At 70.0% G+C, this 25,656-nt stretch carries 26 protein-coding genes and 2 pseudogenes; 15 read left to right on the top strand and 13 right to left on the bottom strand.

The window, feature by feature from the left end; all coding sequences use genetic code 11:
* Positions 1-20 precede the first annotated feature (20 nt).
* Entirely contained in the window at positions 21-605 is a 585-nt protein-coding gene (locus FNV62_RS47695) for a DinB family protein (RefSeq protein ID WP_097287952.1), read from the bottom strand.
* A 5-nt stretch (positions 606-610) separates the two neighbouring features.
* Here FNV62_RS47695 and FNV62_RS57295 point away from each other — a divergent pair, with 5 nt between their 5' ends.
* Entirely contained in the window at positions 611-739 is a 129-nt protein-coding gene (locus FNV62_RS57295) for a hypothetical protein (protein WP_257040535.1), read from the top strand.
* A gap of 9 nt (positions 740-748) precedes the next feature.
* Here FNV62_RS57295 and FNV62_RS47690 read toward each other — a convergent pair whose 3' ends face one another.
* The gene (locus FNV62_RS47690) at positions 749-991 is read right to left on the bottom strand and encodes a hypothetical protein (protein WP_143629699.1); all 243 of its coding nucleotides are present in this window, start codon (positions 989-991) and stop codon (positions 749-751) included.
* Between the two features lie 590 nt (positions 992-1,581).
* Here FNV62_RS47690 and FNV62_RS56345 point away from each other — a divergent pair.
* Positions 1,582-1,794 (top strand): hypothetical protein, encoded by a 213-nt coding sequence (locus tag FNV62_RS56345; RefSeq protein WP_225900958.1) that lies wholly within the window; start codon positions 1,582-1,584, stop codon positions 1,792-1,794.
* A 407-nt stretch (positions 1,795-2,201) separates the two neighbouring features.
* Here the strand turns inward: FNV62_RS56345 and FNV62_RS56340 are convergent.
* The 4 genes and pseudogenes from FNV62_RS56340 to FNV62_RS47665 all read right to left on the bottom strand — a co-directional run.
* Positions 2,202-2,522: pseudogene (locus tag FNV62_RS56340) on the bottom strand (DUF488 domain-containing protein); the annotation flags it as partial.
* 92 nt (positions 2,523-2,614) lie between these two features.
* On the bottom strand, positions 2,615-6,328 hold the full coding sequence (locus FNV62_RS47675) for a S8 family serine peptidase (protein ID WP_225900649.1): 3,714 nt from the start codon (positions 6,326-6,328) through the stop codon (positions 2,615-2,617).
* A 378-nt stretch (positions 6,329-6,706) separates the two neighbouring features.
* Positions 6,707-7,049 (bottom strand): annotated as a pseudogene (locus tag FNV62_RS47670) (SMI1/KNR4 family protein); the annotation flags it as partial.
* Positions 7,050-7,061: 12 nt separating this feature from the next.
* Positions 7,062-7,568 (bottom strand): VIT family protein, encoded by a 507-nt coding sequence (locus FNV62_RS47665; RefSeq protein ID WP_143629698.1) that lies wholly within the window; start codon positions 7,566-7,568, stop codon positions 7,062-7,064.
* A gap of 254 nt (positions 7,569-7,822) precedes the next feature.
* On the opposite strand from FNV62_RS47665, the gene FNV62_RS47660 reads away from it, so the two are divergent.
* From FNV62_RS47660 to FNV62_RS47630, 7 genes are all read left to right on the top strand, one after another.
* On the top strand, positions 7,823-8,797 hold the full coding sequence (locus tag FNV62_RS47660; RefSeq protein ID WP_143629696.1) for a LysR family transcriptional regulator: 975 nt from the start codon (positions 7,823-7,825) through the stop codon (positions 8,795-8,797).
* Between the two features lie 267 nt (positions 8,798-9,064).
* Positions 9,065-10,042, top strand: coding sequence for an aldo/keto reductase (locus FNV62_RS47655; RefSeq protein ID WP_143629695.1), 978 nt, complete (start codon positions 9,065-9,067; stop codon positions 10,040-10,042).
* On the top strand, positions 10,039-10,959 hold the full coding sequence (locus tag FNV62_RS47650) for an NAD(P)-dependent oxidoreductase (RefSeq protein WP_143629693.1): 921 nt from the start codon (positions 10,039-10,041) through the stop codon (positions 10,957-10,959). The genes FNV62_RS47655 and FNV62_RS47650 overlap by 4 nt, the downstream gene beginning before the upstream one ends.
* Positions 10,960-11,068: 109 nt before the next feature.
* Entirely contained in the window at positions 11,069-11,401 is a 333-nt protein-coding gene (locus tag FNV62_RS57290) for an MFS transporter (RefSeq protein ID WP_164450336.1), read from the top strand.
* A gap of 35 nt (positions 11,402-11,436) precedes the next feature.
* Entirely contained in the window at positions 11,437-12,504 is a 1,068-nt protein-coding gene (locus FNV62_RS47640; protein WP_260691646.1) for an MFS transporter, read from the top strand.
* Positions 12,486-12,626 (top strand): hypothetical protein, encoded by a 141-nt coding sequence (locus tag FNV62_RS47635; protein ID WP_225900648.1) that lies wholly within the window; start codon positions 12,486-12,488, stop codon positions 12,624-12,626. Before FNV62_RS47640 ends, FNV62_RS47635 begins: the two co-directional genes overlap by 19 nt.
* Before the next feature lie 43 nt (positions 12,627-12,669).
* The gene (locus tag FNV62_RS47630) at positions 12,670-13,239 is read left to right on the top strand and encodes a GNAT family N-acetyltransferase (RefSeq protein WP_143629689.1); all 570 of its coding nucleotides are present in this window, start codon (positions 12,670-12,672) and stop codon (positions 13,237-13,239) included.
* 61 nt (positions 13,240-13,300) lie between these two features.
* Here FNV62_RS47630 and FNV62_RS47625 read toward each other — a convergent pair whose 3' ends face one another.
* On the bottom strand, positions 13,301-14,140 hold the full coding sequence (locus FNV62_RS47625) for a LysR family transcriptional regulator (RefSeq protein ID WP_143629687.1): 840 nt from the start codon (positions 14,138-14,140) through the stop codon (positions 13,301-13,303).
* A gap of 93 nt (positions 14,141-14,233) precedes the next feature.
* Between FNV62_RS47625 and FNV62_RS47620 the strand changes: the two genes are divergently transcribed.
* Positions 14,234-14,971: an SDR family oxidoreductase gene (locus tag FNV62_RS47620; RefSeq protein WP_144316578.1), complete on the top strand. Its 738-nt coding sequence runs from the start codon at positions 14,234-14,236 to the stop codon at positions 14,969-14,971.
* A 30-nt stretch (positions 14,972-15,001) separates the two neighbouring features.
* Here the strand turns inward: FNV62_RS47620 and FNV62_RS47615 are convergent, their stop codons facing one another.
* Both FNV62_RS47615 and FNV62_RS47610 read right to left on the bottom strand, forming a co-directional pair.
* On the bottom strand, positions 15,002-16,258 hold the full coding sequence (locus FNV62_RS47615; RefSeq protein WP_144316231.1) for a glucarate dehydratase family protein: 1,257 nt from the start codon (positions 16,256-16,258) through the stop codon (positions 15,002-15,004).
* Between the two features lie 243 nt (positions 16,259-16,501).
* Positions 16,502-17,443 carry an LAETG motif-containing sortase-dependent surface protein gene (locus FNV62_RS47610; protein WP_143629684.1) on the bottom strand — a complete coding sequence of 314 codons (942 nt, stop codon included), beginning with the start codon at positions 17,441-17,443 and terminating at the stop codon, positions 16,502-16,504.
* 469 nt (positions 17,444-17,912) lie between these two features.
* On the opposite strand from FNV62_RS47610, the gene FNV62_RS47605 reads away from it, so the two are divergent.
* The gene (locus FNV62_RS47605) at positions 17,913-18,587 is read left to right on the top strand and encodes a TetR family transcriptional regulator (protein ID WP_164331974.1); all 675 of its coding nucleotides are present in this window, start codon (positions 17,913-17,915) and stop codon (positions 18,585-18,587) included.
* 132 nt (positions 18,588-18,719) lie between these two features.
* Positions 18,720-19,148 (top strand): Zn-ribbon domain-containing OB-fold protein, encoded by a 429-nt coding sequence (locus tag FNV62_RS47600; protein WP_107096582.1) that lies wholly within the window; start codon positions 18,720-18,722, stop codon positions 19,146-19,148.
* Between the two features lie 60 nt (positions 19,149-19,208).
* Here the strand turns inward: FNV62_RS47600 and FNV62_RS47595 are convergent, their stop codons facing one another.
* From FNV62_RS47595 to FNV62_RS47585, 3 genes are all read right to left on the bottom strand, one after another.
* Positions 19,209-20,015, bottom strand: coding sequence for a pectate lyase (locus tag FNV62_RS47595; RefSeq protein ID WP_143610405.1), 807 nt, complete (start codon positions 20,013-20,015; stop codon positions 19,209-19,211).
* A 35-nt stretch (positions 20,016-20,050) separates the two neighbouring features.
* On the bottom strand, positions 20,051-21,031 hold the full coding sequence (locus tag FNV62_RS47590) for a polysaccharide lyase family 1 protein (protein ID WP_143629681.1): 981 nt from the start codon (positions 21,029-21,031) through the stop codon (positions 20,051-20,053).
* A gap of 356 nt (positions 21,032-21,387) precedes the next feature.
* On the bottom strand, positions 21,388-21,912 hold the full coding sequence (locus tag FNV62_RS47585; protein WP_054236519.1) for a hypothetical protein: 525 nt from the start codon (positions 21,910-21,912) through the stop codon (positions 21,388-21,390).
* A 363-nt stretch (positions 21,913-22,275) separates the two neighbouring features.
* On the opposite strand from FNV62_RS47585, the gene FNV62_RS47580 reads away from it, so the two are divergent.
* The 3 genes from FNV62_RS47580 to sigJ are packed head-to-tail and all read left to right on the top strand — an operon-like array spanning position 22,276 to position 24,462.
* Positions 22,276-22,701: a hypothetical protein gene (locus FNV62_RS47580; RefSeq protein ID WP_097287937.1), complete on the top strand. Its 426-nt coding sequence runs from the start codon at positions 22,276-22,278 to the stop codon at positions 22,699-22,701.
* Complete coding sequence (locus FNV62_RS47575; RefSeq protein ID WP_225900647.1) at positions 22,698-23,522, top strand: SDR family oxidoreductase; 825 nt, start codon at positions 22,698-22,700, stop codon at positions 23,520-23,522. Before FNV62_RS47580 ends, FNV62_RS47575 begins: the two co-directional genes overlap by 4 nt.
* Before the next feature lie 7 nt (positions 23,523-23,529).
* Complete coding sequence (gene sigJ, locus FNV62_RS47570; protein WP_313905090.1) at positions 23,530-24,462, top strand: RNA polymerase sigma factor SigJ; 933 nt, start codon at positions 23,530-23,532, stop codon at positions 24,460-24,462.
* A 41-nt stretch (positions 24,463-24,503) separates the two neighbouring features.
* Here the strand turns inward: sigJ and FNV62_RS47565 are convergent, their stop codons facing one another.
* Positions 24,504-25,454, bottom strand: coding sequence for an SDR family NAD(P)-dependent oxidoreductase (locus FNV62_RS47565; protein ID WP_143610403.1), 951 nt, complete (start codon positions 25,452-25,454; stop codon positions 24,504-24,506).
* Between the last annotated feature and the right edge of the window lie 202 nt (positions 25,455-25,656).

The raw sequence follows: 25,656 nt of genomic DNA, 5'->3' as shown, positions 1-25,656 counted from the left end.
AAGTCACGTGGGACAGCCCTCTACGCCTTGGCTGATGAGGCCGATCTGGCGGCCTGCTCGATCTTCGCGCAGTAGGCGGTGCGGGCGTCCTCATCGATCTGCATCTCGTGTTCGGGGCGCATCCCGGTTCGGCCGTCGACGCCTTCGCGCAGGATGTCGGCGTGCCCCGCATGCCGGTTTGTCTCGCCGAGGACATGGACCATGATGGCGAACAGGTTCGTGTTGAGATAAGGCTCCGGCCACCACGGCACGTGGCCGGGGGCGTCAAGGGGAAGGTCGTTGATCGTCGCGTCCGAGTGTTCCCACGTGCGCCGGTAGAACCCGATGATCTGATCGCGGGTCTCGTCCTCGGTCGCCCACAGATCGCTGCCGTTGTAGTCCTGCCATCGGGGCAGCGGTTCCGGAGAAGGGCGGTCGAAGACCTCGCCGAAGTACCCGGCCTCGACGGTGGCCACGTGTTTGACCAGGCCGAGGAGGTTGGTCCCGGTCGCTGTCAAAGGTCGGCGGGCGTCGTATTCGGACAAGCCGTCGAGTTTCCAGAGCAGCGCCTTGCGGTCCCGCCGCAGTCTCTCGTGCAGGTTGTCTTTCGCGAATGCATCGATCATGCGGCATGAGCCTGCCACGGGCTGCTCGTGGTCTCAAGATCCCATACGTGGTCCGCAACGACTGGCAGAGCCGAGGCCTGGCCATGGCCGCCGCCCTGACCTGCTACAAGAAGCTCGCGAAACGTGCCACGTGAGACAACCTCTTAGTTGCTGTCGTGGCAGTCGAGTTGGGCGTCGATCTGTGCGGCGGTTCTGGAACCGTCGCGGGTCCAGTACTGCCCATCGGGGATATACGCTGCCTTGACCTTGCGGACGTTGAACACATCACCGGTGCCGTCCTCGACTCCGGCGAACGTGACGGAGATGTCGAGGTTCGCCGGCAGGGTCTTCGGCTGTGCTCCCGAAGACGTCTTCAGGAAATCGTCTGCATTCCACAAGGTGATCACACCTCGCTTCCCCTGAGGTCTTCGGGCTGCTTGCCATGCCCGCCAGGATGGTCGTCGCCGGGTCGGACATGCTGTAGGCGCCGTACACCCATGTGCCGACGGCGGCGAGGGCCGCCAGGCCGAGTACTGACCCCATCAGTACAAAGCGCCACACTGGTCGTTTACGAGGCTGTTCAGCATTGGAGGTATCCCCTGTCCCTCCAATTGGCGCAGCGCTCCCACCTGTTGTGGCACGGGTCGCTTCCCGCTCTGAGGTACATGTAGGCGAATCGGTACCCGTACCGCATCCATTACCGCCTGTGCCGGTTCTCGTGACGTATCCGGGCCCTGTTTGTGAATTCACTGCGGTCATAACTGCGGTTATAGGTGAAGTACGTCGTGCCGAGGGTGGTTCCGCCGCAGGCGTGGAGGCCGAAGCCCCCGGTGCACACCCGCATCATCCCGTAGCGGTAGCGGCATCGATAGCCCAGGTAGCGGCTCCCGATGTAAGCGAGGCCGACTCCGACGATGCGTGCCTGCCGGCGGTTTCGCCACCGGCAGTAGCCGTTGTGGGCGCGCCTTCCGTAGTGCGGTGCAGGCGGAAGCGAGCCGTGCCGGCGGAGATCCCGACCACAGCGGCGGCCTCCGTCGGCGTCAGCCCGGCTCCGGCGGCCGTCGCCCAGGCGCTGGCGGCGGTCCACGCCACCGTCCGCCTGGAGATCGATATCCGGTGGCTCCTTGACCGGCAGGAGGAACTGCTCGGCAAGAACTCGCCGTACGGGACTACTCGGCACTGGTGGCCGCCGTCGCACGACACCGGGTGAATACCCCGCAGATCGAGGTCGGATCGCCGGACGCGTACTGGCAGGCGGCCGCGGTGCTGGAGCAGATCGTGCCGCTGCGGGCCCCTGCCGGCCCGCAACGAGTAGTGGTTACGGCCCCCGGCCGGGGATCGGCAAGGCCGAGGCCTCACCCGGAGGGCCGGATCGGACAGACCCCAGTAGTGCGGGCGCGGGGCCGGGGCTCGGGACGAGTTCGCCCAGTCCGTGACCCGCGTCGGCGGCACGCCATCATTGAGCCAGTTCGTCAGGCAGGTGTGCCGCAGGTCGTACACCCGTTTGCCGAGCGGTGAAGCAAAGTCCTCGGGGCGAAGAACCTGCTGCCGAGCGGTCCGCCAGGCCCGCCGGGTGACGGAGCAACGGATCCAGCGGCTCGCTGTGCCGGCGGCGCCGAGCCACTGGGCGTGCACGGCGGCCTCACTGTGGCCGAGGTCCTTGGTGGGGGTGAGCAAGGTGACCTTGTCGTGGGCGGCGAAATCACGCAGGTGCCGCACGGCCGGCCGGTGATCGGCGTCCGCCAGTTCGCCGATGTAGCGATCCCGGAACTCCGCGAACGGCTCCTGGTCGTGGTGGGGCCAGTGGCGCAGGTCCGCCGACGGCGCCACGTCGCGGAGCCATTCGTCCAGGTGGGCCCGTCGTTTGCTCATTGCGCGGAGCCACACGCGGTCCACGAGCACTCGCTTGCCGTTCCGCGACGAGGTGTCCTCATAGATCCTCCGACAACTGGGAACGCCGCGTGGGCAGGGCCGCCGGCTGCGGTCCCACCCACGCGGTGCTGTCCCAGGTGACCTCCCGGGGTATGGCGTCAGCGCAGGCCGAAGGCCCGAGTGATCGTCTGCGAGACGGTGTTGCCCGCGCTGTCCCGCGCGCCGACCCGGAGCGTGACGAAGTCGGCGGACCGCGGCGCGCGCAGGTTCGTCCGCCATCCGTCGTCGCACCGGCTCAGGTCGGTCCGCTGCCAGGTCGCACCGTCGTCGTACGACACCTCGACGGTCGGCTTCCCGATGGTGGCGGTGGTGCCCGGCAGGTGCGAGGCGGTCACCGTCAGGCCGGCGTGCCGGTCGGCACGGCCGGACTTGTCGGTGTCCACGCCGTAGTCCAGCTGGATGAGCGGCAGGGACACCACCGCGTCGCTGCCGGTGACCGCGGAGGTGAAGTCCCACTCGGTCAGCGTGTGCGTCGAGTACGGGTTGGCCCAGGTGCCGCGGTCGTTGTCGAGGACCAGCCGGTAGGGCAGGCGCTCGGCGCCGAGGCCGGGAACCTGCAGGTACTCGGCGTTGCCCCAGTCGAGCTGCTGGTCGCCCTGGTAGAGCGACATCCAGTCCTTGACGTCGAAGTTCGCGCCGGCCTCGCCGACGTGGCCGGACCCCGAGTCACCCCAGCCGGGCGCGGTGATGTACATCGTGTCGAGGTAGCGCACCGGCTGGTAGTTGATGGGGCCCATGCGGGGCCGCTGGATCGGGCCGAACCAGCTGACCTTGCCGGTCTTGCGCGCCGGGTAGTTCAGCGGGTCGATCGAGTGCTGCCCGGTCTCGCCCTGGATGAAGGCGTCGTCAAGCCACGTGGTGCCTGCGGTGACCCAGTCGGTGCGTTCTCCCTGGGCGGGCGCGGTGAGCTGGTTGCCGACGGCCCAGCCGCGCCAGACGTCCGGACGGAACTCCATCGCCTTGCCCTGCCGGTAGTTCCGGAAGGAGACGTTCACCCGGCCGAGGTCCTTGGACTCCTCACGCCAGGTCGGGTCCGTCGGAACGGCGCCCGTCCAGTGGTGCACGACGTCGTAGACGTAGTCGGTCGTGGGGTGCGAGGTGACCTTCAGCGAGACCGCGCCGTGCCGAAGTTGGCCGATCAGGTCGGCGCCCTGGTCGGCGTTGAGCGTCGCCACCGTCACCGGGGCCGGGCTCTCCGGGCTCCAGGGGTTCTCGTCCCAGGGCTGCAGGCGGCCGACGCCGTCGTTGACGACCAGCAGCAGCCGGGCGCCGGCGGCCGCGGCGGCCTCCGCCTGAGCCTTGATCCCTTCCGTGCCGGCGCCGCGCACCACGACGGCCTTGCCGCGCACGTTCTGCCGCGCGAGCTCCTCGGCCGTGCCGTCACCGGCGAAGACCGCCGTCAGGTTCCGGGTACCGGCGGGCAACGGCGTGGCCGCGCGCTTGACCAGCGGGTCGTTGAAGGTCGTCGACTTCGTGCTCACGGTCAGCGCGGGCTGCTCGAGGCGGAAGCGGGCGCCGGTCTCGAACTCGCCGTCGGTGACCTTCTTGCCGGTCGGGAGCGCCCAGATGCTGTCGTACGACGGGTCCGGCAGCATCGACGTCTCCACCAGGCTGTCGGTGAAGGACCGGTGGGCGTCCAGGCGCGGGGCGACGGCGGTGGTCTGCTGCGGCACGCGCGCCAGGATCCGGCGTGCCTTGCGGCCGTCCAGGGTGACGGTACGGTCCTGGTCCAGCTTCACGTCGTTGAAGGCGAGCAGCACCATGCCGCGCGAGTGCGGGCCTTCGGCGCCCTGCACGTCACCGGTGAGCCAGCCGCTGTAGCTGCCGACGGGCAGCCGCGCCGTGCCGGTGCCGGACGCGTCGAGGTCCATCACCGTGAAGAGGTGCTCGGCGGTCAGGACGACCCGGCCCTCCAGCGGCTTGCCCGAACGGTCCTTGGCGACCACGGTCAGATTCTGCCGCTGGCCCTCGCGGGCCGCGCCGATCAGAGTCCGGGCGCGGACCGCTCCGCTGCCGTCCGTACCGGTGATCATGGCGCTGACCGACTGGTCGCCGCCCAGCTTGTCCAGATCCGCCGTCAGGGTGACCATGGCGGTGCCGTGGGCGGGCACGATGACGTGGTCGGCGGAGAGGCTGAACAACCCCGCCGGGACGGTGCCGTTGACCGCCAGGTCGAGGTTGGCCGGTGTGTCGCCGACGTTGGTGTACGTCACCGTCCGGACGTCGGTCTGCCCCGGCTTCGGCGGCCAGGTGTAGAAGCCGGAGTAGGCGCTCGTGGTGGCGAAGACCGTGGTGTGCACGGCCGCCAGCGCGTCGAGTCGGCCGGCGCCCGCCTGGTACGGGGTGTACGCCGGGGTTGTCTTGGCGCTGCTGACCAGCGCCTCCTTGAGCTGGGTGCCCGTCCAGTCGGGGTGCTCCGAGGCGAGGAGCGCGGCGGCACCGGCGACGTGCGGCGTCGCCATCGACGTGCCGCTCATCGTGGTGTAGTAGCCGGAGCCGCGCTTGTAGTGCGAGCGCGCCGCGACGATGTCGACGCCGGGCGCGGTGATCTCCGGCTTCAGCCCGCCGTCGCCGTCACGCGGGCCCTGGCTGGAGAAGTCGGCGAGCGTGTCGGTGGAGTCGACGGCGCCGACGGTCAGCGCGGAGTCCGCGGCACCGGGGCTGCTGATGGAGTGCGGGCCGCCGTTGCCCGCCGCGATCACGAACAACGCGCCCGTGTCGTGGCTGAGTTCGTCGACGGCCTGGCTCATCGGGTCGGTCTTGTCACCGCTGCCGCCCAGGCTCATGCTGATGATCCTGGCCTTCTGGTCGCGGGCGGCCCACTCCATGCCCGCGATGATCCAGGATTCCTGGCCGCTGCCCTCGGAGTTGAGCACCTTGCCGACGGCCAGCCGGGCGCCGGAGGCGACACCCCGCTCCTTGCCGTCGGAGGCACTGCCCGTGCCGACGATGGTCGAGGCGACGTGCGTGCCGTGGCCGTTGTAGTCGGCGATGTCGTCCTCGCCGGGGACGAAGCTGGCGCTGTCGGACACCTGCCCGACCAGGTCCGGGTGTTCGGTGTCCGCGCCGCTGTCGAGCATCGCGACCTTCACGCCCTGGCCGGTGTCGCCCTCCGCCCATACCTTCTGCGCGCCGATCTGGGCGGTGGAGTCGGCCAGATCGGCCTTCACCTTGCCGTCGAGCCACACCTTGGCGACGCCGCCCGCGAAGGACGGCTTCGCGGACCGGGCCGCCGCGCCGGAACCCCCGGTGAGCGAGGACCAGAACTCCGGTGCCTGCTTGTGGTTCTGCGCGAGGGCCGCGCCCTGGATGCTGTCCAGGCGGCGGACGTCGGTCGAGCCGGCCATCTTCGTCCGGGTACGGGCCTTGGCGGCGGCTCCGGTGTAGCGCACGATCAGCGGCAGCCGGGAGCTGTGCGCGTCGTCATAGCCCTCGGCGATCAGCCGCGTCACGTTGAAGAGCTGCTTGTCGAGTTTGCCGGCGCTCACGTACGGCAGGACGGCGTCGGGGTAGACATAGGTGGCGCCGTCCACGACAGCGCGGTGGAAGCCGGTGGTGGATCCGCTGGCGGCCTGAAAGGAGCGCACGACGGTGCCGTCGGCGGCGGTCCCGATGGTGACCTTGTCACCCGTGATCAGGGTGACGGTGTGCGTGCCGGCATCGCCGGGGGTTTGGTGTCCGGCGTCGTTGTGCGACACCTCACCGGCGGAGTACGCGGACACAGCGGCAGTCGCCGGTATGACGCCGACTGTCAGCGCGGCCGCCATGGCGAGGGCGATCGGCCCGGGCCGGGGGATGGGAACCTTGGGCAAGGAAGACTCCTGAGACGCGGCGAAGAGCGAAAGATCACTGGATCCTCCGGCCTCCCCCGGCGTCGTTCAAGGGGTCGCACCTGTCGCTCTTGTGCCATGGCACAGTTGCGCCGCGAGCATGCGGGTCGTCGGCCGCCACGCGTCCGGGGGGAGGGGACGACGGCGGACCGCTCAATGAATTCAGCGTGTCGAGGGACGGAGCAACGGGCCTGCGGGGCATCCCGGTCGGCGGCTTGGCGCACGCCCTCCGCCGGGGCGGACGCCAGGTGCGACGGGCCCGCGCTCTCACGTCATCGATGGGTGATGGGCCTTCCCCGCGGGGGCCGACAGCCCCACAGCCGGTACCCACTCGCCGTCACTCAGCCCGCCTGCCTGACCCTCGGCTGCGCGCTCATACGCTGACCGTGCCCTGCGTGTCGTGTCGTTGGCGAAACACCGGCTCCCCGTCGCTCCGGTGCGCCCGCAGGCTGTGGAACTCCCGGTCCATGTCCCGTATGAACTCAAGGAAGTTCGCATGCCGCTCGGGTGGCGTGGCCCGCCGGCTCGCCCATGTGTACACGGCCCACTCACCGGCCTCATCCAGGTCCTCGGGATCCATGAGGACGTGGGTGATGTCGGACTCCACGTCGAGCTGCAGCCCGCGCCGCCAGACGTCCGCCCCCCGCCGCTCCTCGGGCCCGGCGTCCTCGTCCAGGTACTTCTCGAACATGTCCGCGAGTCCTGGGGCTCCCCGTCAGGTGACCGCACCGAGCATGGCGCTGACGCCGGCGATGATCGCTCCGCCGATCGCGATGGAGACGAACGAGCGGAGGAAGCCAGTGCCGAAGAAGCGCCACCGGATCCAGGCCAGACTGACCAGTTCGAGGGTGATCGTGGCCAGCGCCACGGCGAGGGCAGCGTGGTACTGGGGTATCAGGAAGGGCAGGGTGTGCAGCACTCCGCCGAGAAACGTGCCTGCCCCGGTGATGGCTCCGCGCAGATGGGGATTGCCGCGGCCGGTCAGGTCTCCGGTGTCGGACAGGCCTTCGGAGAAGGCCATGCTGACACCGGCGCCGATGGCGGTGGCCAGCCCCGCGAAGAACGCGTAGCGCGGTTGGTGCGTGGCGAAAGCGACGGCGAAGATCGGTGCCAGCGTGGACAGCGAGCCGTCGATCAGTCCGGTCATGGCGGGTTGCGCACGCTGCAGGAGAAACGAACGCCTGTCCTGGTGCTCGGACGGCCGCAATAGCGTCGTGGTCATGGAAGGGGTCTCCTTGCCGATCATGGTTGTTGAGAGCGCCGCAACAGGGAGGAGCGTGGGGGCGGCGGCGCCGGTCGGCGGACCGTGGAGCCTGCCGGGCCTGGCGGACAGGGCCCGCCCCTGGCGTCCCGCCAACGGGTCGCTCCCCGTCGTGGCGCGGTCGTGTTTCGACGGTGGCAGACACTGAGGGCCCCTGGTAGCGGCCGTAAACTTGAGGGGATACAACCCCGGCTTGCAGCTGGGAGGACGGTGCCATGGCGCTCAGCACACATGTCCCCGACCTGGCCGCGCTGGAGTTGCTGCTCGGCGTCGCCCAGGAGGGCAGCCTCAACAGCGCCGCCAGGGCGGCGGGGGTGAGCCAGCAGGCGGTGTCGGCGCGGATCAGGGCGATGGAGGCCCAGACCGGCGTGACGCTGGTGCACCGTAGTCCGCGCGGGTCCAGGCTGACCGCGGAAGGCGTGATGATCGCCGAGTGGGCCGCCCGGCTGCTCGAAGCCGCGGCCGAGGTGGACGCCGGGATCGCTGCCCTCCGGGCGGACCGGCGCGCCCGGCTGCGGGTCAGCGCCAGCCTGACCATCGCCGAACAGCTCCTGCCGGGCTGGCTGGCCTCCTTCCGGGCGGCGGGACGAGTGGGCGATGCCGCCCCGGAGATCGTCCTGACAGCGATCAATACGGCCACGGTCATCACCCACGTCACCGAGGGCACCGCTGACATCGGATTCACCGAGGGCCCACAGCGGCCGGCCGGGCTCCACGGCAGGGTCGTCGGCCACGACCGGCTCGCGGTGGTCGTCGCTCCGGACCACCCCTGGGCCGGCCGCCGCCGACCGGTCGGCGCCGCCGAGCTGGCCGCCACTCCGCTGGTGAGCCGCGAGGCCGGTTCCGGCACCTGGGAGACCCTGGCGTCCGCGCTGGCCGCCGTGCTCGGCCCCGGTTCCTCCCGAGCCGGCCCGGCGCAATGGCTGCCCACCACCGCGGCGGTCCGCGCTGCCGCGCTGGTCGGCTCGGCACCGGCGGTCATCAGCGAACTGGCCGTCGAGGACGACCTGACCACGGGCCGGCTCATCAGGGTTCAGACGCCTGAACTCGACCTGAGCAGAACCTTGCGCGTCATCTGGGACGGTGCCACCAGCCCGCCCAGCGGTGTGGCACGGGATCTGATCACCCACATCCTCACCCACCGCGATCAACGACGCGGCGGCAGGCAGACGCGCCGTCCCGCCCAGTGACCACGCGGGCCCACCCAGTGACCACGTCGGCCCGGCGCGTGTGCCGACGGAGTACGCGCACGGGTCCCTGCCCCGCCTCCTCAGCCACCCACGCCGGCCCCGGCGCACGTCACAGGGCCCGCTGCGCCCCGCGCCGACCTCCACCAGCCACAACGCCAGGTTGTATCCCGGCAAGCAGACGGCCCCTACCGGCCGGTCCCCGCGGATGTGAGCGTCGACAAGGAAGGCCCCAGCCAGCAAGGGCTCCGGCCATCCGAGGAGGACGACATGCAGACGGTGACACTGGGAGCGACGGGCCTGGAAGTGACCCCCCTGGCCTACGGCACCTGGCAGTTCGGCGGGGACTGGGGGCCCGTGGACGAAGGCGCGGCGCGCGAGGCGATCGGCTGCGCCAGGTCGATGGGCATCAACTTCTTCGACACCGCACAGGCCTACGGGTTCGGCCGGTCCGAGCGGCTGCTCGGGTCGGCTCTGGCCCACGACCTGCGCTCGGCCCGTGATTCGGTGGTGATCGCCACCAAGGGCGGACTGCGCATGGACGGCGACCGGCTGGTCCGCGACGCCGGCCCGGCGTGGCTGCGCAAGGGCGTGGAGGCCAGTCTGGAAGCACTGGGCACCGACCACATCGACCTGTATCAGGTGCACTGGCCCGACCCGGGCACCCCCGTCCCGGACACGGCAGCCGCGCTCGCCGAACTGGTACGGGAAGGCATGATCCGCCACGTAGGTGTCTCCAACTACAGCCCCGCGCAGATCGCCGAGTTCGCCACGGTGCTGCCGGTGGCGACCATCCAGCCGCCCTACCACCTCTTCCGCCGCGACATCGAAGCCGACCTGCTGCCCTATGCCGTCGCGCACCACATCGGGGTGCTGGCCTACGGACCACTGGCCCACGGGCTGCTCGGTGGAGCCCTCACCGAGGGCACCAGGTTCGATCCCGGTGACTGGCGCGCCGACCATCCGGCCTTGACCGGTCCCGGCTTCGCCCGCAATCTCCACGTCGTCGCGGCCCTTCGCGCCTTCGCCGCCCATCGCGGCGTATCGGTCGCCACGCTGGCGGTCGCCTGGGTGCTGGCCCACCCGGCCGTCCAGGTCGCCATCGTCGGCGCCCGCACCCCGGCCCACCTGACGCAGAACCTCGGCGCCCTGGACCTGACCCTCACCCGGTCCGACCTGGCCGAGATCGACCGCATCATGACCGCCGCGGTACCGGTCGGCGGTCCCACCCCGGAAGGCATGGCATGACCACCCCTCAGACCCCCGCACAGCACAGCACCTCGGTCCGCCCGAGCGGCGGCCACCGCACGAAGACACCGGTGATCGCGTTCCTGGGCACCGGGCGGATGGGCGGCCCGATGGCCGCCAACCTGGCCCACGGCGGCTTCGAGCTGCGGGTGTGGAACCGGACCACCAGCCGCACCGCGGACCTCGCCCGGCAGGGAGTGTTCGTCGCACGCAGCCCGGCCGAAGCCGTCCAGGGCGCCGGAATCGTCATCAGCATGATGGCCGACGGGCCCGCCACCGAGCGGGCCGCGACCGGCCCGGACGGGTTCCTGGCCCGGTTCCCCGGGCTGATCTGGGTGCAGATGGCCACTATTGGAGCCGGCTGGTCGGCGAGACTCGCGGTCATGGCCGCCCGGCAGGGAGTGACGTTCGTGGACGCTCCGGTTTCCGGAAGTGAAGGGCCGGCCCAGGAGGGACAACTGGTCATCCTGGCCAGCGGGCCCGATCGGGTACAGGACGTCCTGGCGCCCGTGTTCGGCGCGCTGGGCCGGGCCACGCTCTGGCTGGGCCCGGCCGGCGACGGCACCAAGGCGAAACTGGTGTTGAACAGCTGGCTCGTCAACCTCGTGGAAGCGACCGCGGAAACCCTGTCCTTCGCCGGCCACCTGGGCCTGGACCCCGCCTCGATCGTGGAACTGCTGCGGTCGACCCCGCTCGGAAGTCCGTACGCGGTGCAAAAGGCCACGACCATGCTGGCCGGCAACTTCACCCCCGCGTTCGCGCTCAAGCACGCCCTCAAGGACGCCGAACTCGCGGTGCAGGCCGCGCACTCCAGTGGCACTCGACTCGCGCTCACAGAAGCGCTGCTCCCCCGCTGGCGGCAGACCGCCCTCCTGCACGCCGACAACGACCTGTCCGCGGTCTACATCACGGCCTGACCGAGCCGGCGCAGCGAAAGGACGCACGGCGATGAGGACGAACGCCTGCCCCACGGGCCCGACCACGCGGTACGCAGCAGCGAGGCAGCCCTCTGACACCGTCACCACGGTGGCGGACCAGGAGCGCCCCGGCACCGCCGCCGCCCCGACGGCCGAACACGGGCGGCTGGGGCTGGCGCTCATCCTGGTCGCCGCCTTCATGGTGGTACTGGACTTCAGCATCGTGAACGTCGCGCTGTCGTCGATCCAGCGTGAGCTCGGCGTTTCGGCCGCCACGGTGCAGTGGGTGGTCACGGGCTACGCCATCGCCTTCGGCGGCCTGCTGATCCTCGGCGGCCGAGCGGGTGATCTCTACGGCCGCCGACGCCTGTTCCTCGCCGGGATCGCCGTGTTCACCGCCGCATCACTGGCCGGCGGACTGCCCGCGACCCGGTACTGCTGATCGCCCCCCGGGTGGTGCAGGGGAGCGGGGCCGCGATGGTCGCGCCCGCCGCACTGTCACTCATCACCACGGGCTTCCCCGAAGGCCCGCGCCGCACCAGGGCGCTGGGCCTGTACGGCGCCACCGCCTCGGTCGGCTTCGTCGCCGGCCAAGTGCTCGGCGGCGTACTGGTGGAGTTCCTCACCTGGCGCTCGGTGTTCCTGGTGAACGTCCCCGTGGGGCTGGCCGCCCTGCTGCTCGCCCCCCGTATCCTGCGGGAGTCGAGATCGCCGCGTACGGGGCGGCATCTGGACGCTTCGGGTGCGCTGCTCATCACCCTGGCGGTGGGCGCCCTGGTCTTCGCCGTCTCCCGCGGCGGCGGCACGGGCATCGGCACGGCCGACGTGCTGGTCCCGCTCGCACTGTCGACCCTGGCCGCGGCAGCCTTCATAGCGAACGAACACCACCATGCCGACCCGCTCATGCAGCCGGCGCTGCTGCGTCTTCACGGGCTGCGCAGCGCCGGCGCCCTCATGCTGCTGCTCGGCCTGTGGAACGGCGGCGAGATGCTCGTGCTGTCCGTGTATCTCCAGCAAGTACTGCACATGTCCCCGCTCGCGGCCGGACTGACCATCGCCCCACAGGGAGTCTTCGGGCTCGCGACCGGCCTGCTGGGCGCCCGGTTGGCACGGCACCTCGGCATACAGAAAGTGCTGGTGGCGACCGGAGCCGCCGCCACCATCGGCTTCGCGGCCCTGACCCAGCTCCCGGGGAGCGGTGGATCCCACCTGCCGCTCGCGGCGGTGACGGTGGTCGGCTGCGGCACGGCCGGCATGGCGTTCGGCAGCATGGTCACCGCCAGCGCCGGTGTCGCCGACCGCGACCAGGGCCTGGTCGGCGGAGTGATCAACACAAGTCGGCAGCTGGGCGCCGCGATCGGAGCAGCGCTGCTTCCCGCGGTCGCCGACGCGGTCGACCGCACGCGGCACGCCTCCACGGCGGTCGGTGACCGAGCGGCCATGCTCGCCGGGCTGGCGGCGGCCGCCCTTGCCACGCTGGTGGCGACGAACGCGTGGCGTCGATCGCGCCACGACGGCGTCGCGCGATGCGCACCACGAGCTTGATCTGCTCCCGGCCCAACCGGGAACTGGACATCATCCTCACGGGCACCGGCGTGGCCCAAGCCGTTGCCACCACCATCGAGACCACTTTCGACAGCGACTACTCGGGCGGCACCACCGCCTAGAACCCGCCGCGACAGCGCCACCGCGGCCACGTACTCTCGGCCGATGGACAGAATCGATGTACGGCTGGGGGCAGACGCCACATCGTCAGCTCCCGCTCTCATACTGCGCCCCTGGAACCCGACAGATGCTGCCGATCTGGTGGAGCTGTATCAGGATGACGCCCTGCGCCGATGGACGAGCTCGGCCGTGAACGACGTGGCGAGCGCGGCACGGTGGATTCAGGACCAGCAACAAGGATGGGAGGCGGGAGACCGTTTCGGATTCGCCGTCCTGGAAGCCCAAGCCGGGGGCGCTGAGGGACAGTTGGCGGGTCACGTGGTCCTCAAGAACGCCACCCCGGGCGCTTCGTCCGCCGAGGTCGGCTACTGGACCGCGGCGCATGCGCGCGGCCGGACAGTGGCGCCCCGAGCACTGCGGGCGCTGACGAACTGGGCCCTCACCGCCTTCCCCGGTGACGGGCCGAAGCGCCTTGAACTCCTGCATCAAGTGGACAACACGGCGTCGTGCCGCGTCGCGCAGAAGTGCGGGTACGAACTGATCACGGTCCTGCCCGCGGCACCGCCCGCCTACCCCCTCGCCGGTCACCTGCACGTACGGGACCGCGACCGCTGACCCGGCCGGGCAGCCACCCCCGCACTGCTGATGACGGCTCCCCCACGAGGAGAACAGCCGGTCAAAGACGTGTCGCCACCCGGATCAGGTCGGCGACCGCGCGAAGTCGGCTCTGCGACGGCCAGGCGATCACCGTTGTCACGGGCGGAGCGTCCAGGACCGGCACGGCGGCGAGATCCCGGCGCAGGTCGGTGCCGGCGGACTCGGGCATGATCGCGGTGGTACGGCCGAGCGCGATCAGCTGGAAGAGCTGTGTCAGGTTCCGTACCTCCGCCCCTGGCCCCTCCGGGTAGCTGCCGCCAGGACCGGGCCAGCGTGCCATCGGGAGTTCCGGGAGCGCGGTGACCTCGGCCGTCCTGACCTGAGAGCGGCCCGCAAGTGAGTGCGAGCTGGGCAGGATCGCCACCTGTCCCTCGGTGTAGAGGGTCTCGGTGTCGAGTCCGACCGTCGAATCGAAGGGCAAGTGCAGCAGAGCCACGTCGGCCTGCCCGTCCTGCAACAGTTTCTGATGCTGATGCGCCTCACAGAGCAGCAGATCGACGGTGGCCGCGCCGGGCTCCGCGCGGTAGGCATCGAGCAGTTTTGCCAACAACTCGCCGGTGGTGCCGGACTTGACGGCGAGGACGAGACGGGGACGCCTGTGCGCAGCCTGCTGGGTACGCCGCTCGGCCGCGGCTACCGCGCTGAGGATCGCACGCCCCTCGGACAGCAGCACGGCCCCGGCCTCGGTGAGCGTGACCTTGCGGCTGGTGCGCTCCAGCAGCGTGACCCCGAGCTGTCGTTCGAGCCGGGCGATCGTGCGGGACAGGGGTGGTTGGGCCATCTCCAGACGCTGAGCGGCCTTCCCGAAGTGCAGTTCCTCGGCGATGGCGACGAAGTACCGCAACTCGCGTATCTCCATCCGTTCACAGTAACTCCGGCGCACGGCCGATCGATGCCGCTCAGGTATCGCTGGATGACCGAGATGGTGTTGGTGCCGGGTCGAAGCGCAGCCATGCTCGCTGTCATGAGTGAGAAGACGATCGCGCTGGTCACCGGCGCGAACAAGGGAATCGGGTACGAGATCGCGGCCGGGCTGGGCGCATTGGGCTGGAGCGTCGGTGTCGGCGCTCGGGACGGGCAGCGCAGGGCGGACGCCGTGGCGAAACTGCGCGCGGCGGGTGTCGACGCGTTCGGCGTTCCCCTGGACGTGACCGACGACGAGAGCGTGAGGGCCGCGGCGCGGTTGATCGAGGAGCGCGCGGAACGCCTCGACGTGCTGGTCAACAACGCCGGCGCTGCCAGCAGTTGGCCGGACGAGCCCACGACGACCGACCTCGAGACCGTGCGGCGGCTGGTGGAGACCAACGTCATCGGAGTCATCCGGGTCACCAACGCGATGCTGCCGCTGCTGCGCCACTCGGCGCACCCGCGGATCGTCAACCAGTCCAGCCATGTCGGCTCTCTGGCCCTGCAGACCACCCCCGGTGTCGACCTCGGAGGCATCAGCGGGGCGTACGCGCCGACGAAGACCTACCTCAACGCCGTCACCATCCAGTACGCCAAGGAGTTGAGCGGCACCAACATCTTGGTCAACAACGCCTGCCCCGGCTACGTGGCCACCGACCTCAACGGGTTCAGCGGTACTCAGACCCCTGCGCAGGGCGCGGTGATCGCCATTCGGTTGGCGGCTCTGCCCGACGACGGCCCTACCGGCCAGCTGTTCGACGACAAGGGAGTCGTACCGTGGTGATCCCCTGAGGTGTCGTCCACGGCCTCCGGATCACCAGCGTGGAAGTCGCAGTTCGTACTCGGGATGGAATCGCCGCATGTAGCCGGTGTCGTCGCGGCCGCGCAGGCCCGAGTCGAGATAGCGGCGGTGCAGGCGCTTCAGGGCGTCGTGGTCCAGTTCGACGCCGAGGCCGGGACCGGTGGGGACCTTGACCGCGCCGTCCCGCAGTTCCAGCGGGCCGGGGACGATCACGTCGTCCGCGGAGTTCCACGGGTAGTGGGTGTCGCAGGAGTGGTCGAGGTTCGGGAGGGTCGCGGCCACGTGGGTCATCGCGGCGAGGCTGATGCCGAGGTGGGAGTTGGAGTGCATCGAGAGTCCGATGCCGAACGCCTCGCACACGGCCGCGAGTTCACGGGTGCGGCGCAGCCCGCCCCAGTAGTGGTGGTCGGTGAGGAGGACCTGGATCGCGTTCTGTTCCACGGCCGGGCGCAGGTGTTCCCAGGCGATCACGCACATGTTGGTGGCCAGCGGCATGGGTGAGGTCTCGGCGACCTCGGCCATACCGGCGAGGGTGGGGGTGGGGTCCTCCAAGTACTCGACCACGCCCACCAGTTCGCGTGCCACCTGCCGCGAGGTCTCCACGGTCCAGGCCGTGTTGGGGTCCAGGCGGAGCGGGCTGCCGGGGAAGGCCTCGGCGAGGGCCTTCATCGCGGCGATCTCCTCGTCCGGCGGGAAGACTCCGCCCTTCAGCTTGAACGAGTCGAATCCGTACCGCTGTCGCATCACCCTGGCCTGCTCGACGATGCCCGCCGGGTCGAGGGCCTCGCCCCAGCCGTCGCCGATCGCCGGGCGGCCGTCGAGCGCCGGGTGTTCGGCCCACTTGTAGAAGAGGTACGCGGCGAAGGGCACGGAGTCGCGGACCCTGCCGCCCAGCAGATCACTGACGGGGCGTCCGGTGAGCCTGCCCTGCGCGTCGAGGCAGGCCACCTCCACGGCGGAGGTGATCCAGCCACGCTCGTGGGAGCCGGGCACGGTGGGCAGCAGGGTGGCGTCGATGGCGGCGGCGACGGCCGTGGTGTCGAAGACGTCCATGCCGACGATCACCTTCCCGGCGGCCAACAGACGTTCGAGCCGGTCGTCGCCGCCGGGGGTCTCGCCCAGGCCCACGGTGCCGTCCTCCAGGACGAGTTGCAGGACACAGCGCAGCGCGAGGGGCTCGTGCACTCCGCTGGAGTTGAGGAGCGGCGGATCGCTGAAGGCGATCGGTGTGACGATGAGCTGACGGATGCGACTGTCGGTCGAGTTCATGTGCGGACTGCCTCCAGGTCGGGGTCGATCGCACTATGTTCATGTCCGTGAGCCCGCTTCATCAATCTGAATCGCGCAACGGGCCCCGGTGCTCACGTACTCGGTGAGTGCCGGGGCCCGTCGGAGAGTCGTCGCGATCCGATGCTTCAGATGTCAGACGACAGATGACAGATGACAGATTTCAGATTTCAGATTTCAGATTTCAAAAACGCCTGTCAGACGACAGACGCCCGACGACAGACGTCACGAGCTGGTGCGCGTCGAGCGTCGACGCCGGGTGACGACGGTGATCGCTCCACCGGCCACGACCAGGGCCGCGGCGCCGGCGGCGATCGGCAGGGTGTTGCCACCGCCCGTCTCCGCGAGGTCGCCGGGCGGCGTCGACTGGCCGCCGTTCGGCGAGGGAGCCGGCGGCGTGGTCGAGTCGGAGGCCGACGGGGTGGCGGGCGTCGTCTCCGGGGTCGACGGCTCGTCGGGCGTCGTCGGGGTCGGGCTGCCCGGGGTCTCCGCGGGCGGCGTGGAGGCCGGCGGAGTCGAGGCCGGAGGCGTGGTCTCGGGCGTGCTCGGCGGCTGCGCCGTGCAGTCCTTCTTGCCGCCGTTCCACGCCATGATCAGCTTGTCCTTGATGACCGCGCGGTCCGGCCCCTTGGGCAGGTCGCCGTGCTCGAAGCCGTCGTTGGCGTCGAGCTTGCCGTCGAACTTCACGGCGCCGCGGTAGAGGTCGATCTGCGCGTAGCAGCCGGCGTCGGGCACCGCGAGGTCGAGGAAGTCGGTCTCGCCCGGCTTGACCTTGACGCTGTCGAAGTCGTGGAAGACCTGCTCACCGGAGGTCTTGAAGGTGGCCCCGTGGGTGCGGTACGCCGCGAGAGAGGCGGTGCAGGAACCGGCGTCGCCCGCCGCGCGCACCTTGATGTGCACCTTGCCGTCTTCGGTGGGCTTCAGGTTCTGGTCGTCGACGCGGACCCAGTCGTAGAAGTTCGTCCCGTCCAGGGAGAACTCGCAGCGATCCGCCGCGGTCACCGTACCGGCGCCCTGCCCGGGCTTGTAGGCGCTGTTGCCGCTGTCCCAGCCGTCTCCGCCGGGGGTACCCGTGGCCCAGGCGCTGGTGGTGCCCGCGGAGAGGGCGAGGACCGCCGCGCCCGTCCCCAGCAGGCAGCGAAGGGTGACACGTCTCGCTATGGACATGCAGATCCCATCTTGATGATCCAGGACCCGGTCATCGGCGGCAGGGCAGCACAAAGCAGCCGGGGGCCGCACCGGGGATGAGTGGTCGAAGAAACACTGGGCCCACTGGTCACATGGGCCACAGCTCGACCACATAGTCGATCACTGTGCAGGGGCTGTCAACCTCCTTGAAAACACGATGAGTTCACACTCAGCCACATTTCCGACACATAGGGAATCAGTTCTTCCGCGGCGACTCGACGGCGGCAGGTCCGCGGGCGCCCGCGTCAGGCCGAGCCCCGACGCCGAGCGCCGACACCGACGCCGACGCCGACGGGGCACGCGATCGACCAGCACCTTCACCGGGGGCACTCAGTTCCCTCGATCTTGTGCACTCAGTGCCACACGTTCCGCACGATGCTAGGTTCCGACCATGAGCGAGGAACCCCGTGGCGGCGACACCCCGGACACGACGACGGCGAAGCCGCCCATGCGGGACGCGCTGGTCGCGGCGGCCTTCCAGCTGTTCCTGGAGCGCGGGTACGAGCAGACCACGGTCGACGACATCGTCGCGCTCGCCGGTGTCGGCCGACGGTCCTTCTTCCGCTACTTCCCCTCCAAGGAGGCCGTGGTCTTCCCGGACCACGAGCGCTGCCTGACCGACATGACGGCGTTCCTGGGCGCCGGCACCGGCGAGGAGGAGCCGGTGCGCAGGGTGTGCGACGCCGCCCGGCTGGTGCTGCGCATGTACGCCGAGAACCCGACCTTCTCCGTGCAGCGCTACCGCCTCACCAAGAAGGTCCCCGGACTGCGCGCGCACGAGCTGTCGGTCGTCTGGCGTTACGAGCGCGCGCTCGCGGAGTATCTGCGCGGCCGCTTCGCCGGCCGGCCCGACGGCACCCTGCAGGCCGACGTCATCGCCGCGGCGGTGGTCGCCGCGCACAACAACGCCCTGCGCTCCTGGCTGCGTTCGGACGGACAGAGCGATCCCGACACGGCCGTGGACCACGCGCTGGGATACGTGCAGGCCTCGTTCGGCGGTTCCCCCGGAGACGGTGGCGCGCCGGGCGAGGAGCAGGAGGACGTGGTCGTCGTGATCTCCCGGCGCGGGGCACCGATGTGGCGCGTCGTACGGGAGATCGAGTCCGCGTTCGGCCGGGATTGAGACACCGAATCGCACCCACTTCCTCATGTGAGGGTACCGAGTGCCTTTACGAGTGGCACTCAGTGCCATACCCTGTGGCTCGTGCGCGGCGCTCCGGGCACCTCAGACTCCGGCCCAGTGCAGGGAGATGACATCGTGTACCCCTCAGGAATCGCCCTACATCCGGGCGTCGGACCCGCGACGGACATACTCGGCAGCGACTCCGCGCCGAACGGGACGTCGAGCTCGGACGCCCTCCTCTTCCAGCGGTGCCGCTGGTGCGGGACGGCGATGTACCACCGCCTACTCTGCCCGGTCTGCGCGGGCAGCGACCTGCGCACGGAGACGAGCGCGGGGGCCGGCGTCGTACGCCACTCCACCATCGTCCACCGCAACACCCCGGCGGCTCGCAACGTCTCCCTCATCGAGATGGCGGAGGGGTTCACCGTGCGCGGCCGGGTGATGGGCGCGCCCGCCGACGTCCACAGCGGCGACCGGGTCCAGCTCTCCACCGCCCAGGACCCGGTGCGCAGCCAGCCGGTGTTCCAGCTCATCGACGGCCCCTATCGCGGCTGGAGTTGACATGGAGTGGCTGGACGAACCGGCGCGCCGCCGGTTCGTCCAGCCACCGAGAGAGAACCCTCAGCCGTACGTGATGTCGGACGTCGCGTACTTGCAGTAGGTGCTGTCGGGGCCGGTCCCGTTCGTGGTCGGTTCGGCCCCCGTGTTGTTGCCGATGTACTTCTGGCAGGGGATGATCTTCTTGCTGGAATCCCCGACGATCTTGATGGCCTTGAGGGTCGCGCTGTCGCCGTAGTTGGTGTTGATGCCGACGAGCTTGCTTCCCTTGTAGGTGGCCTCGATCCCGTTGAGGTTGATCGCCCGCTTGTACTGCGTCTTGCAGTTGCCGCACGAGCGGACGAACGTACCGAAGGTCTGCACCGCGAAGTTCGAGACATTCAGCGTTCCGGCGCCGTTGAACTGGAACACCTTGTCGCTGGCTTCCTTCGCGCCGCCGCCCGAGACGGTATAGACGTTGGACGACGAGGAGCCCAGGAACGTCGCCGCGTCCTCGCCGACGTCCTCCCACCAGACGTTCTGCAGCGTGCAGCCGCCCAGGCAGTGGATGCCGTCCGCGGCGGGGGCGCCGATGATGACGTTCTTCAGAACGGTGCCGGCGGCCAGCTCCAGGATCGGCCCCTGGTCCTCGCTCTGACTGCCGGAGCCCAGGTCACCGGTGCCGTAGAGCCGCTTCATCCCGTAGTCCTTGGTACCGGACACCGAGATGGTGGCGGAGACGGCCTGACTGCCGTTCGCGGTCGGCCAGGTGGCGGCACTCGCCGGAGACAGGCCACCCTCTGCCATGATCATGACAGCCGACAGGCCGACTGCGGCCAGGGAGCCGGTGAGGGCGCGCCGTCGGGCGCGCGGGCGTGTTGATGAGGTCATGTCCCGATTCCTCCTTCTGAACGAACGTGGGGCGGTCAGAGCTTTCCGGCGCCCGCGCCGGACGTCACCGAGGCGACGACACTCGAGGCGGGCTCGGCGGTGTAGCCGTAGGGCGGGGTGGTGAAGGTGCCCACCCGCGAGATCTCGGTGGCGGCTCCCCCGAGGTCGTTGCCGCGCAGGTTGGCGTATCCGTCGACGTCGCTGTCGCGGTTGGTCGTGACGGCGATCGTCGTGGTGCGGAAGACGTTGTTCTCGACGAGCATCTGGGCGCCCATGCGGGAGTGCACGGCGGTGTCGGCCCCGACGACGTAGTTGTCGTAGAAGTGGCCGGTGCCGAAGCGCAGGCTGGGGATGCGGGAGTTGACGTTGTTGAACCAGTTGTGGTGGTACGTCACCCGCAGATGCCCGGTGTCCTCGCTCGCGTTGTTGTCGCTGTGCCCGACGAGCGAGCCCTTGTAGTGGTCCTTGAAGGTGTTCCAGGACACGGTGACGTAGTCGGAGCCGTGATTGATGTCGAGCAGACCGTCGTAGTAGTCCTTGCCGTGGTCAAGGTCGGACGAGAAGGAGTTGTGGTCGATCCACACCTTCGTCGACGCCTGCACGGTGATGCCGTCGGCCGGCTTGAGCGGCTTGCTGATGTTCAGGTTGCGGACGACCACGTTGGTCACCCTCTTCAGCCGCAGTCCGCCGCCGGTGAAGCCGGACGACGAACCCGCGCCGAGAACAGTGGTGTTGGAGCCGATGTCGACCTGTCCACTGAGCGTGATCAGGCCATTCACGCGCACCACCTTGGCGGTGTCGCCCGTGACGGCCGCCTTGAAGGCGTCGAGGGTCGAGACGGTGACGGCGGTGGCTCCCCCGCCGCCGGTGGTCCCGGCACCGAAGCCGACCGGCGAGGTGTCGGCCGCCGAGGCGGGCGACGGGAGGACGAGAGCGGTGGTGACGGCCAGGGCGGCCGCGGTGGCCGTGGCCAGGGTCAGTCTGCGAGTGCGTGTCCGTGGGGGGCGAGTACGCATGCGGGTGCGTCCCTTCGGGAGTGCCGTAGGTCATGTACGCGAACGATGTACACCATGGCGAACAGCATGAGGTGCTCATGACATCCACACCGAGAATCGTCAGCTCCAGGGGGTGTGCACATTCCCAGGTGATGCGGCTCGGAGATCTGATGTCTCGCATATGAGATGCCAGGCGCGGGTCAGGCTGTTGAACGGGAAACGTAAGGGGCAAGCGCTTTCTAGTCAACGCTTCGCACCGAACACATCCGGTCAACTCCCTTGCCCCGCCGGGTCGGTGGACACAAGGAAGCCGGGCCCGATCCGCGGAGGGATCGGGCCCGGCGAGGTTGCTCCGCCGCGTCGCGACGGGTGGCGCGTCAGCTGAGACCGAGGTCGGACAGGGCGGTGGTCCAGTCGTTGATGATGGCGTCCTGGGCGTCGGAGAGCGAGACCGTACCCGCGCAGACGGCCTTCTTGAGCTTGTTCTCGACCGTGTCCTTGTTCGCCGCGGTCTTGGTGCCGTACTGCGGCTCGGGCCAGAGGTTGAGCTCGCTCTTCGGAGCACCACCGAGCTCCAGGGGCACGAAGTGGTCTTCCTCGTAGTCCGAGGTGCTGGTGTCGGTGTAGCCGTACTCGACGATCTGCTTCTTCTTCAGGGCGGTGGTGTACGAGCTGGAGGGCCGTACGGTCGCGGTCCAGCCGGAGACGCAGATCGTGGAGCCGATGGTGGACTGGGTGACGTCCGGGTTGAGGTCGCCGGGCTGGCAGCTGGGGTCCGGCAGGGGAAGGTACGCCTGGCTGCACGTCGCGGCGTGGGCGCTGCCGGTGGCGACGGTGAGGCCGGCGGCGGCGAGAGCGAGGGCGGACAGGGAGGTGACGAGGGGGCGGGATATGCGCGACATCGTGGGGGTCTCCCGATGTGGTGCCCGGCAGGAGTTCCGGGCGGTCGTGCGCATGACAGCACCAGGAGCGTCTATGCGGGTAGACCCTTTGACCGGACCGGGAGACGTTTGATTGAAGGTTTGTCCATGACCTGACAGCAACGGATGAAGTCATGGCCTCGGCTTGGTTGTTCAACGCGGTACGGCCGAACGGCGGGCCCGTCACTCCGGACGCCGCCCCACCGAGGAGGCGCCTGGCAACAGGCGTCGAAGTCCGGCACCGTGCGACCGGCGGGGCCAGGGCCTGGGCGGTGGCCGTCGGCCGGCCTCACACGGTCGGGGCAACCCGCCTCACATTCGAGGGGGCTGTCTCGTCATAGAGGTATGAACTCGAAAATCAGGTACGCCAGTCTCGGCCTCCTGGCCGTGACCGGGCTGTACACAGGCGTCTGGGCCTACTGCTCCCCGACGAGCTGGTACGCGAACTTCCCCGGCCTCGGACTGAGCTGGCTGCCCCAGCTGGGCCCCTACAACGAACACCTCGCCAAGGACGCCGGCGCCATGTTCCTGGCCCTGGCCTTCCTGACCGCCATCGCCCTGCGTTCCGTGCACAACACCCGGCTGGTCCAGACGACAGGTGCCGTGTGGTTGCTCTTCAACGTGCTGCACTTCAGCTACCACGTCCAGCACCTCGACATGTACAACACACGCGACCAGATCCTCAACGTGGTCTTCCTCGCCGCACTCATCCTGCTCGCGGCCCTACTGCTGTTCCCCGCCCTCCCCGCACGACAGGACCGCACACGATGAACCACAACGGCGACGACGGCGGCACAGGCAGCGTGAGCGCGAGGGAGGAGCCCGGCATGCGGGTGGCGGTGGCAGGCGGAACCGGACTGGTGGGACGGCATGTGGTCGAGGAGCTGACGGCGGCCGGGCACCACCCGGTGGTACTGGCCCGATCCACGGGTGTGGACCTCGTGACCGGCACCGGACTCGACGGGGCCCTGGCCGGCGTCGACGCGGTCGTCGACGTCACCAACGTGACGACCACGAGCGGCAAGAAGGCCGTCGCGTTCTTCGACCGCGTCGCCCACACCCTCCAGGACGCCGGTGAACAGGCTGGGGTTCGCCACCACGTCCTGCTGTCGATCGTCGGGATCGACCGGGTCGGCCTCGGCTACTACCAGGGAAAACTGCACCAGGAAAGCGTGCTCAAGAGCGGGCGGACGCCGTGGACGGTGCTGCGCGCCACCCAGTTCCACGAGTTCGCCCAGCAGACCCTCGACCGCGTCCCTGGACCACTCGCGGTGGTACCCCGGATGCGGACCCAGCCCGTCGCCGCCCGTGAGGTCGCCCAGCGCCTCGTACGACTCGTCTCCGCCCCGGCGCAGGGCATGGCCCCCGAACTGGCCGGACCCCGTGTCGAACAGCTCGTCGACATGACAGGCCGGCTGCTGCGGGCCCGCCACCAGCGCCGGCTGCTGCTGCCCGTGAAAATGCCCGGGGCCACCGGCACGGCCATGACCGGCGACGGTCTGCTCCCCGCCGGGCCCGGCCCCCGCGGCAGTCAGACCTTCGACGAATGGCTCACCCTCCACACCCCTCACCACGCCCACCAGGGAGGATGACGGCCCCGTGTCCACACCCCCGGGACCCGCCCAGGACCCCACCCTCGGCACGCTCATGGCCGAACGCCGCCGCCTGCTCAACATCGGCTACCGCATGCTCGGATCCCTGCAGGACGCCGAGGACGTGGTCCAGGAGACCTACGCCCGCTGGTACGGCCTGTCCGAGGAGGAACAGCGGGCGATCGGCGCACCGTTGGCCTGGCTGACGCGGGTCGCCTCCCGGATCTGCCTCGACCACCTCACCTCGGCCCGCGTCCGTCGGGAGCACTACACCGGTGAGTGGCTGCCCGAGCCCGTCCGGCACAGTGCCACGTGGACCAGCGCAGGCGATGAGGGCGGGGCCGACCCGGCCGACCGGATCACCCTCGACGAGTCGGTCAGCATGGGCATGCTGGTGGTCCTGGACTCGTTCACTCCCGCGGAGCGCGTGGCCTTCGTCCTCCACGACATCTTCGGCATGCCGTTCACCGAGATCGCCGACACCGTGGGCCGCACCCCCGCCGCCTGCCGCCAGCTCGCCTCCTCCGCCCGTCGGCGCATCGCCGACCGGCGTCCCGGCAGCAGCACCGCACAGGAGCACCAGCAGATCGTCACCGCGTTCCGCCACGCCTGCCAGACCGGCGATCTCGACACGCTGGTCGCGCTCCTCGACCCCGCCGTCGAGTCGCGAAGCGACGGAGGCGGCAGGGTCCGTGCCGCCCTGCGCCCGGTCATCGGCCGGGACAAGGTCGCCCGCCTCTTCCTCGGCCTCATGCGCAACGAACCCGGAGTCGAACTCGTGGAGGAGGACGTCAACGGCACCCCCGGCGTCAGCGTCCGCATCGCCGGTACCACGATCGCCGTCGTCGCCCTGGACATCCACGACGGTCTGGTCACCGACGTGTGGATGGTCGTCAACCCCGACAAGCTCCATGCCTGGACCGGCCACGAAACCCCCTGAGGAGCGGAGCCGAGCCCCCGGATCGTCCCGCTCGCGTGGGTCTACCGCGGCTCGAAACTCGGCTCGACGCCCGTCAGGTCGCGGCTGAGGTCCCACAGCCGAGCCGCGACCCGGGCGTCGGCGAAGTGGTCCCGGACAGGTTCGAGCCGCGGCTCGCCACGCAGGCCGAAGACCGTCGGCCCCCACAACTGCCCTCCGCCCACCCCGGGGTCGAGGACGGCCCGCACCACGGGCCACGCACCGGCCTCCTTGCCCTGAACGAGGAGGCCGGCGGGCAGGCCGCGCAGCCGTTCACCGGTACCGCGCACGTGCACCGGCGGTCGGGAAGGGGTCAGGGAGTCCAGCGCGCCGCCGGGATGAGCCACCACACTCAGCACCGGGCTGCCTGCCGCTCGCAGACGGCGGTCGAGCTCGAATCCGAAGGTCATCTGCGCCAGCTTCGAACGCCCGTAGGCGCGCTTCGGCCGGTAGTCCCTGCCGGACTGCGGATCGTCCAGGTCCAGCCGCTCGGACCGCGCCGCGAAACTGCCGACCGTCACGACGCGGGCCGCCGGTGCGGCCGACAGCAGCGGCGCCAGCCACCGGGTCAGCGCGAAGTGCCCGAGGTGATTGGTCCCGAACATCAGCTCGTTGCCGTCCCCGGTCCACCGTCGCGGCGGCTCGTCCAGCGCCACTCCGGCGTTGCAGACCACCGCGTCGAGGCACTCCGTCTCCAGCGAGTCCACCGAGGTCCTGAGCGATGCCAGATCGGCGAGGTCCAACCGGAGACGGCGCAGCCGCGCACCACGGACGCGGGATCGGATCGACCCCATGGCGGCTTCGGCCTTCGCCGGATCCCGGCTGCCCAGGACGACGGTGGCCCCGGTCCCGGCGAGTTGCTCGGCGACGAAATACCCGATGCCCGCGTTGCCGCCGGTGATCAGGAAGGTGCTGCCGTCGGCGCGCGGCAGTCGACGGACATCCCACGGCCGGGTACGAGACATGGACGACATGAGGCGGGCTCCTGGTGCCGAGTACGACGGGACTGCTCCAAAGTCGCAACAGCGGCTGACAGTTCACCTACAGGTCACCGACAACCCCGACAGGCCCCCGACATCCCCACCCGAGCTCGACGTCGCCCTGCACCACGGACCACCACTGAGTTGTCCCGAGGGCATGACCGTGACACGGACAGGAGGGGGTGGGGGCCCGGCG

The sequence above is a fragment of the Streptomyces sp. RLB3-17 genome, from assembly GCF_007113425.2.
Classification (GTDB): Bacteria; Actinomycetota; Actinomycetes; order Streptomycetales; family Streptomycetaceae; genus Streptomyces; species Streptomyces mirabilis_D.
Note: the sequence above shows the minus strand (reverse complement) of the source record. Positions and strands in the feature narration are given on the sequence as shown.

What these genes read in the sequence shown, in the direction of transcription:
- FNV62_RS47695 (WP_097287952.1), bottom strand. Translation starts at nt 605, where the DNA reads ATGATCGATGCATTCGCGAAAGACAACCTGCACGAGAGACTGCGGCGG.
- FNV62_RS57295 (WP_257040535.1), top strand. Translation starts at nt 611, where the DNA reads ATGAGCCTGCCACGGGCTGCTCGTGGTCTCAAGATCCCATACGTGGTC.
- FNV62_RS47665 (WP_143629698.1), bottom strand. Translation starts at nt 7,568, where the DNA reads ATGACCACGACGCTATTGCGGCCGTCCGAGCACCAGGACAGGCGTTCG.
- FNV62_RS47660 (WP_143629696.1), top strand. Translation starts at nt 7,823, where the DNA reads ATGGCGCTCAGCACACATGTCCCCGACCTGGCCGCGCTGGAGTTGCTG.
- FNV62_RS47655 (WP_143629695.1), top strand. Translation starts at nt 9,065, where the DNA reads ATGCAGACGGTGACACTGGGAGCGACGGGCCTGGAAGTGACCCCCCTG.
- FNV62_RS47650 (WP_143629693.1), top strand. Translation starts at nt 10,039, where the DNA reads ATGACCACCCCTCAGACCCCCGCACAGCACAGCACCTCGGTCCGCCCG.
- FNV62_RS47640 (WP_260691646.1), top strand. Translation starts at nt 11,437, where the DNA reads ATGGTCGCGCCCGCCGCACTGTCACTCATCACCACGGGCTTCCCCGAA.
- FNV62_RS47635 (WP_225900648.1), top strand. Translation starts at nt 12,486, where the DNA reads ATGCGCACCACGAGCTTGATCTGCTCCCGGCCCAACCGGGAACTGGAC.
- FNV62_RS47630 (WP_143629689.1), top strand. Translation starts at nt 12,670, where the DNA reads ATGGACAGAATCGATGTACGGCTGGGGGCAGACGCCACATCGTCAGCT.
- FNV62_RS47625 (WP_143629687.1), bottom strand. Translation starts at nt 14,140, where the DNA reads ATGGAGATACGCGAGTTGCGGTACTTCGTCGCCATCGCCGAGGAACTG.
- FNV62_RS47620 (WP_144316578.1), top strand. Translation starts at nt 14,234, where the DNA reads ATGCTCGCTGTCATGAGTGAGAAGACGATCGCGCTGGTCACCGGCGCG.
- FNV62_RS47615 (WP_144316231.1), bottom strand. Translation starts at nt 16,258, where the DNA reads ATGAACTCGACCGACAGTCGCATCCGTCAGCTCATCGTCACACCGATC.
- FNV62_RS47610 (WP_143629684.1), bottom strand. Translation starts at nt 17,443, where the DNA reads ATGTCCATAGCGAGACGTGTCACCCTTCGCTGCCTGCTGGGGACGGGC.
- FNV62_RS47605 (WP_164331974.1), top strand. Translation starts at nt 17,913, where the DNA reads ATGCGGGACGCGCTGGTCGCGGCGGCCTTCCAGCTGTTCCTGGAGCGC.
- FNV62_RS47595 (WP_143610405.1), bottom strand. Translation starts at nt 20,015, where the DNA reads ATGACCTCATCAACACGCCCGCGCGCCCGACGGCGCGCCCTCACCGGC.
- FNV62_RS47590 (WP_143629681.1), bottom strand. Translation starts at nt 21,031, where the DNA reads ATGCGTACTCGCCCCCCACGGACACGCACTCGCAGACTGACCCTGGCC.
- FNV62_RS47585 (WP_054236519.1), bottom strand. Translation starts at nt 21,912, where the DNA reads ATGTCGCGCATATCCCGCCCCCTCGTCACCTCCCTGTCCGCCCTCGCT.
- FNV62_RS47580 (WP_097287937.1), top strand. Translation starts at nt 22,276, where the DNA reads ATGAACTCGAAAATCAGGTACGCCAGTCTCGGCCTCCTGGCCGTGACC.
- FNV62_RS47575 (WP_225900647.1), top strand. Translation starts at nt 22,698, where the DNA reads ATGAACCACAACGGCGACGACGGCGGCACAGGCAGCGTGAGCGCGAGG.
- FNV62_RS47565 (WP_143610403.1), bottom strand. Translation starts at nt 25,454, where the DNA reads ATGTCGTCCATGTCTCGTACCCGGCCGTGGGATGTCCGTCGACTGCCG.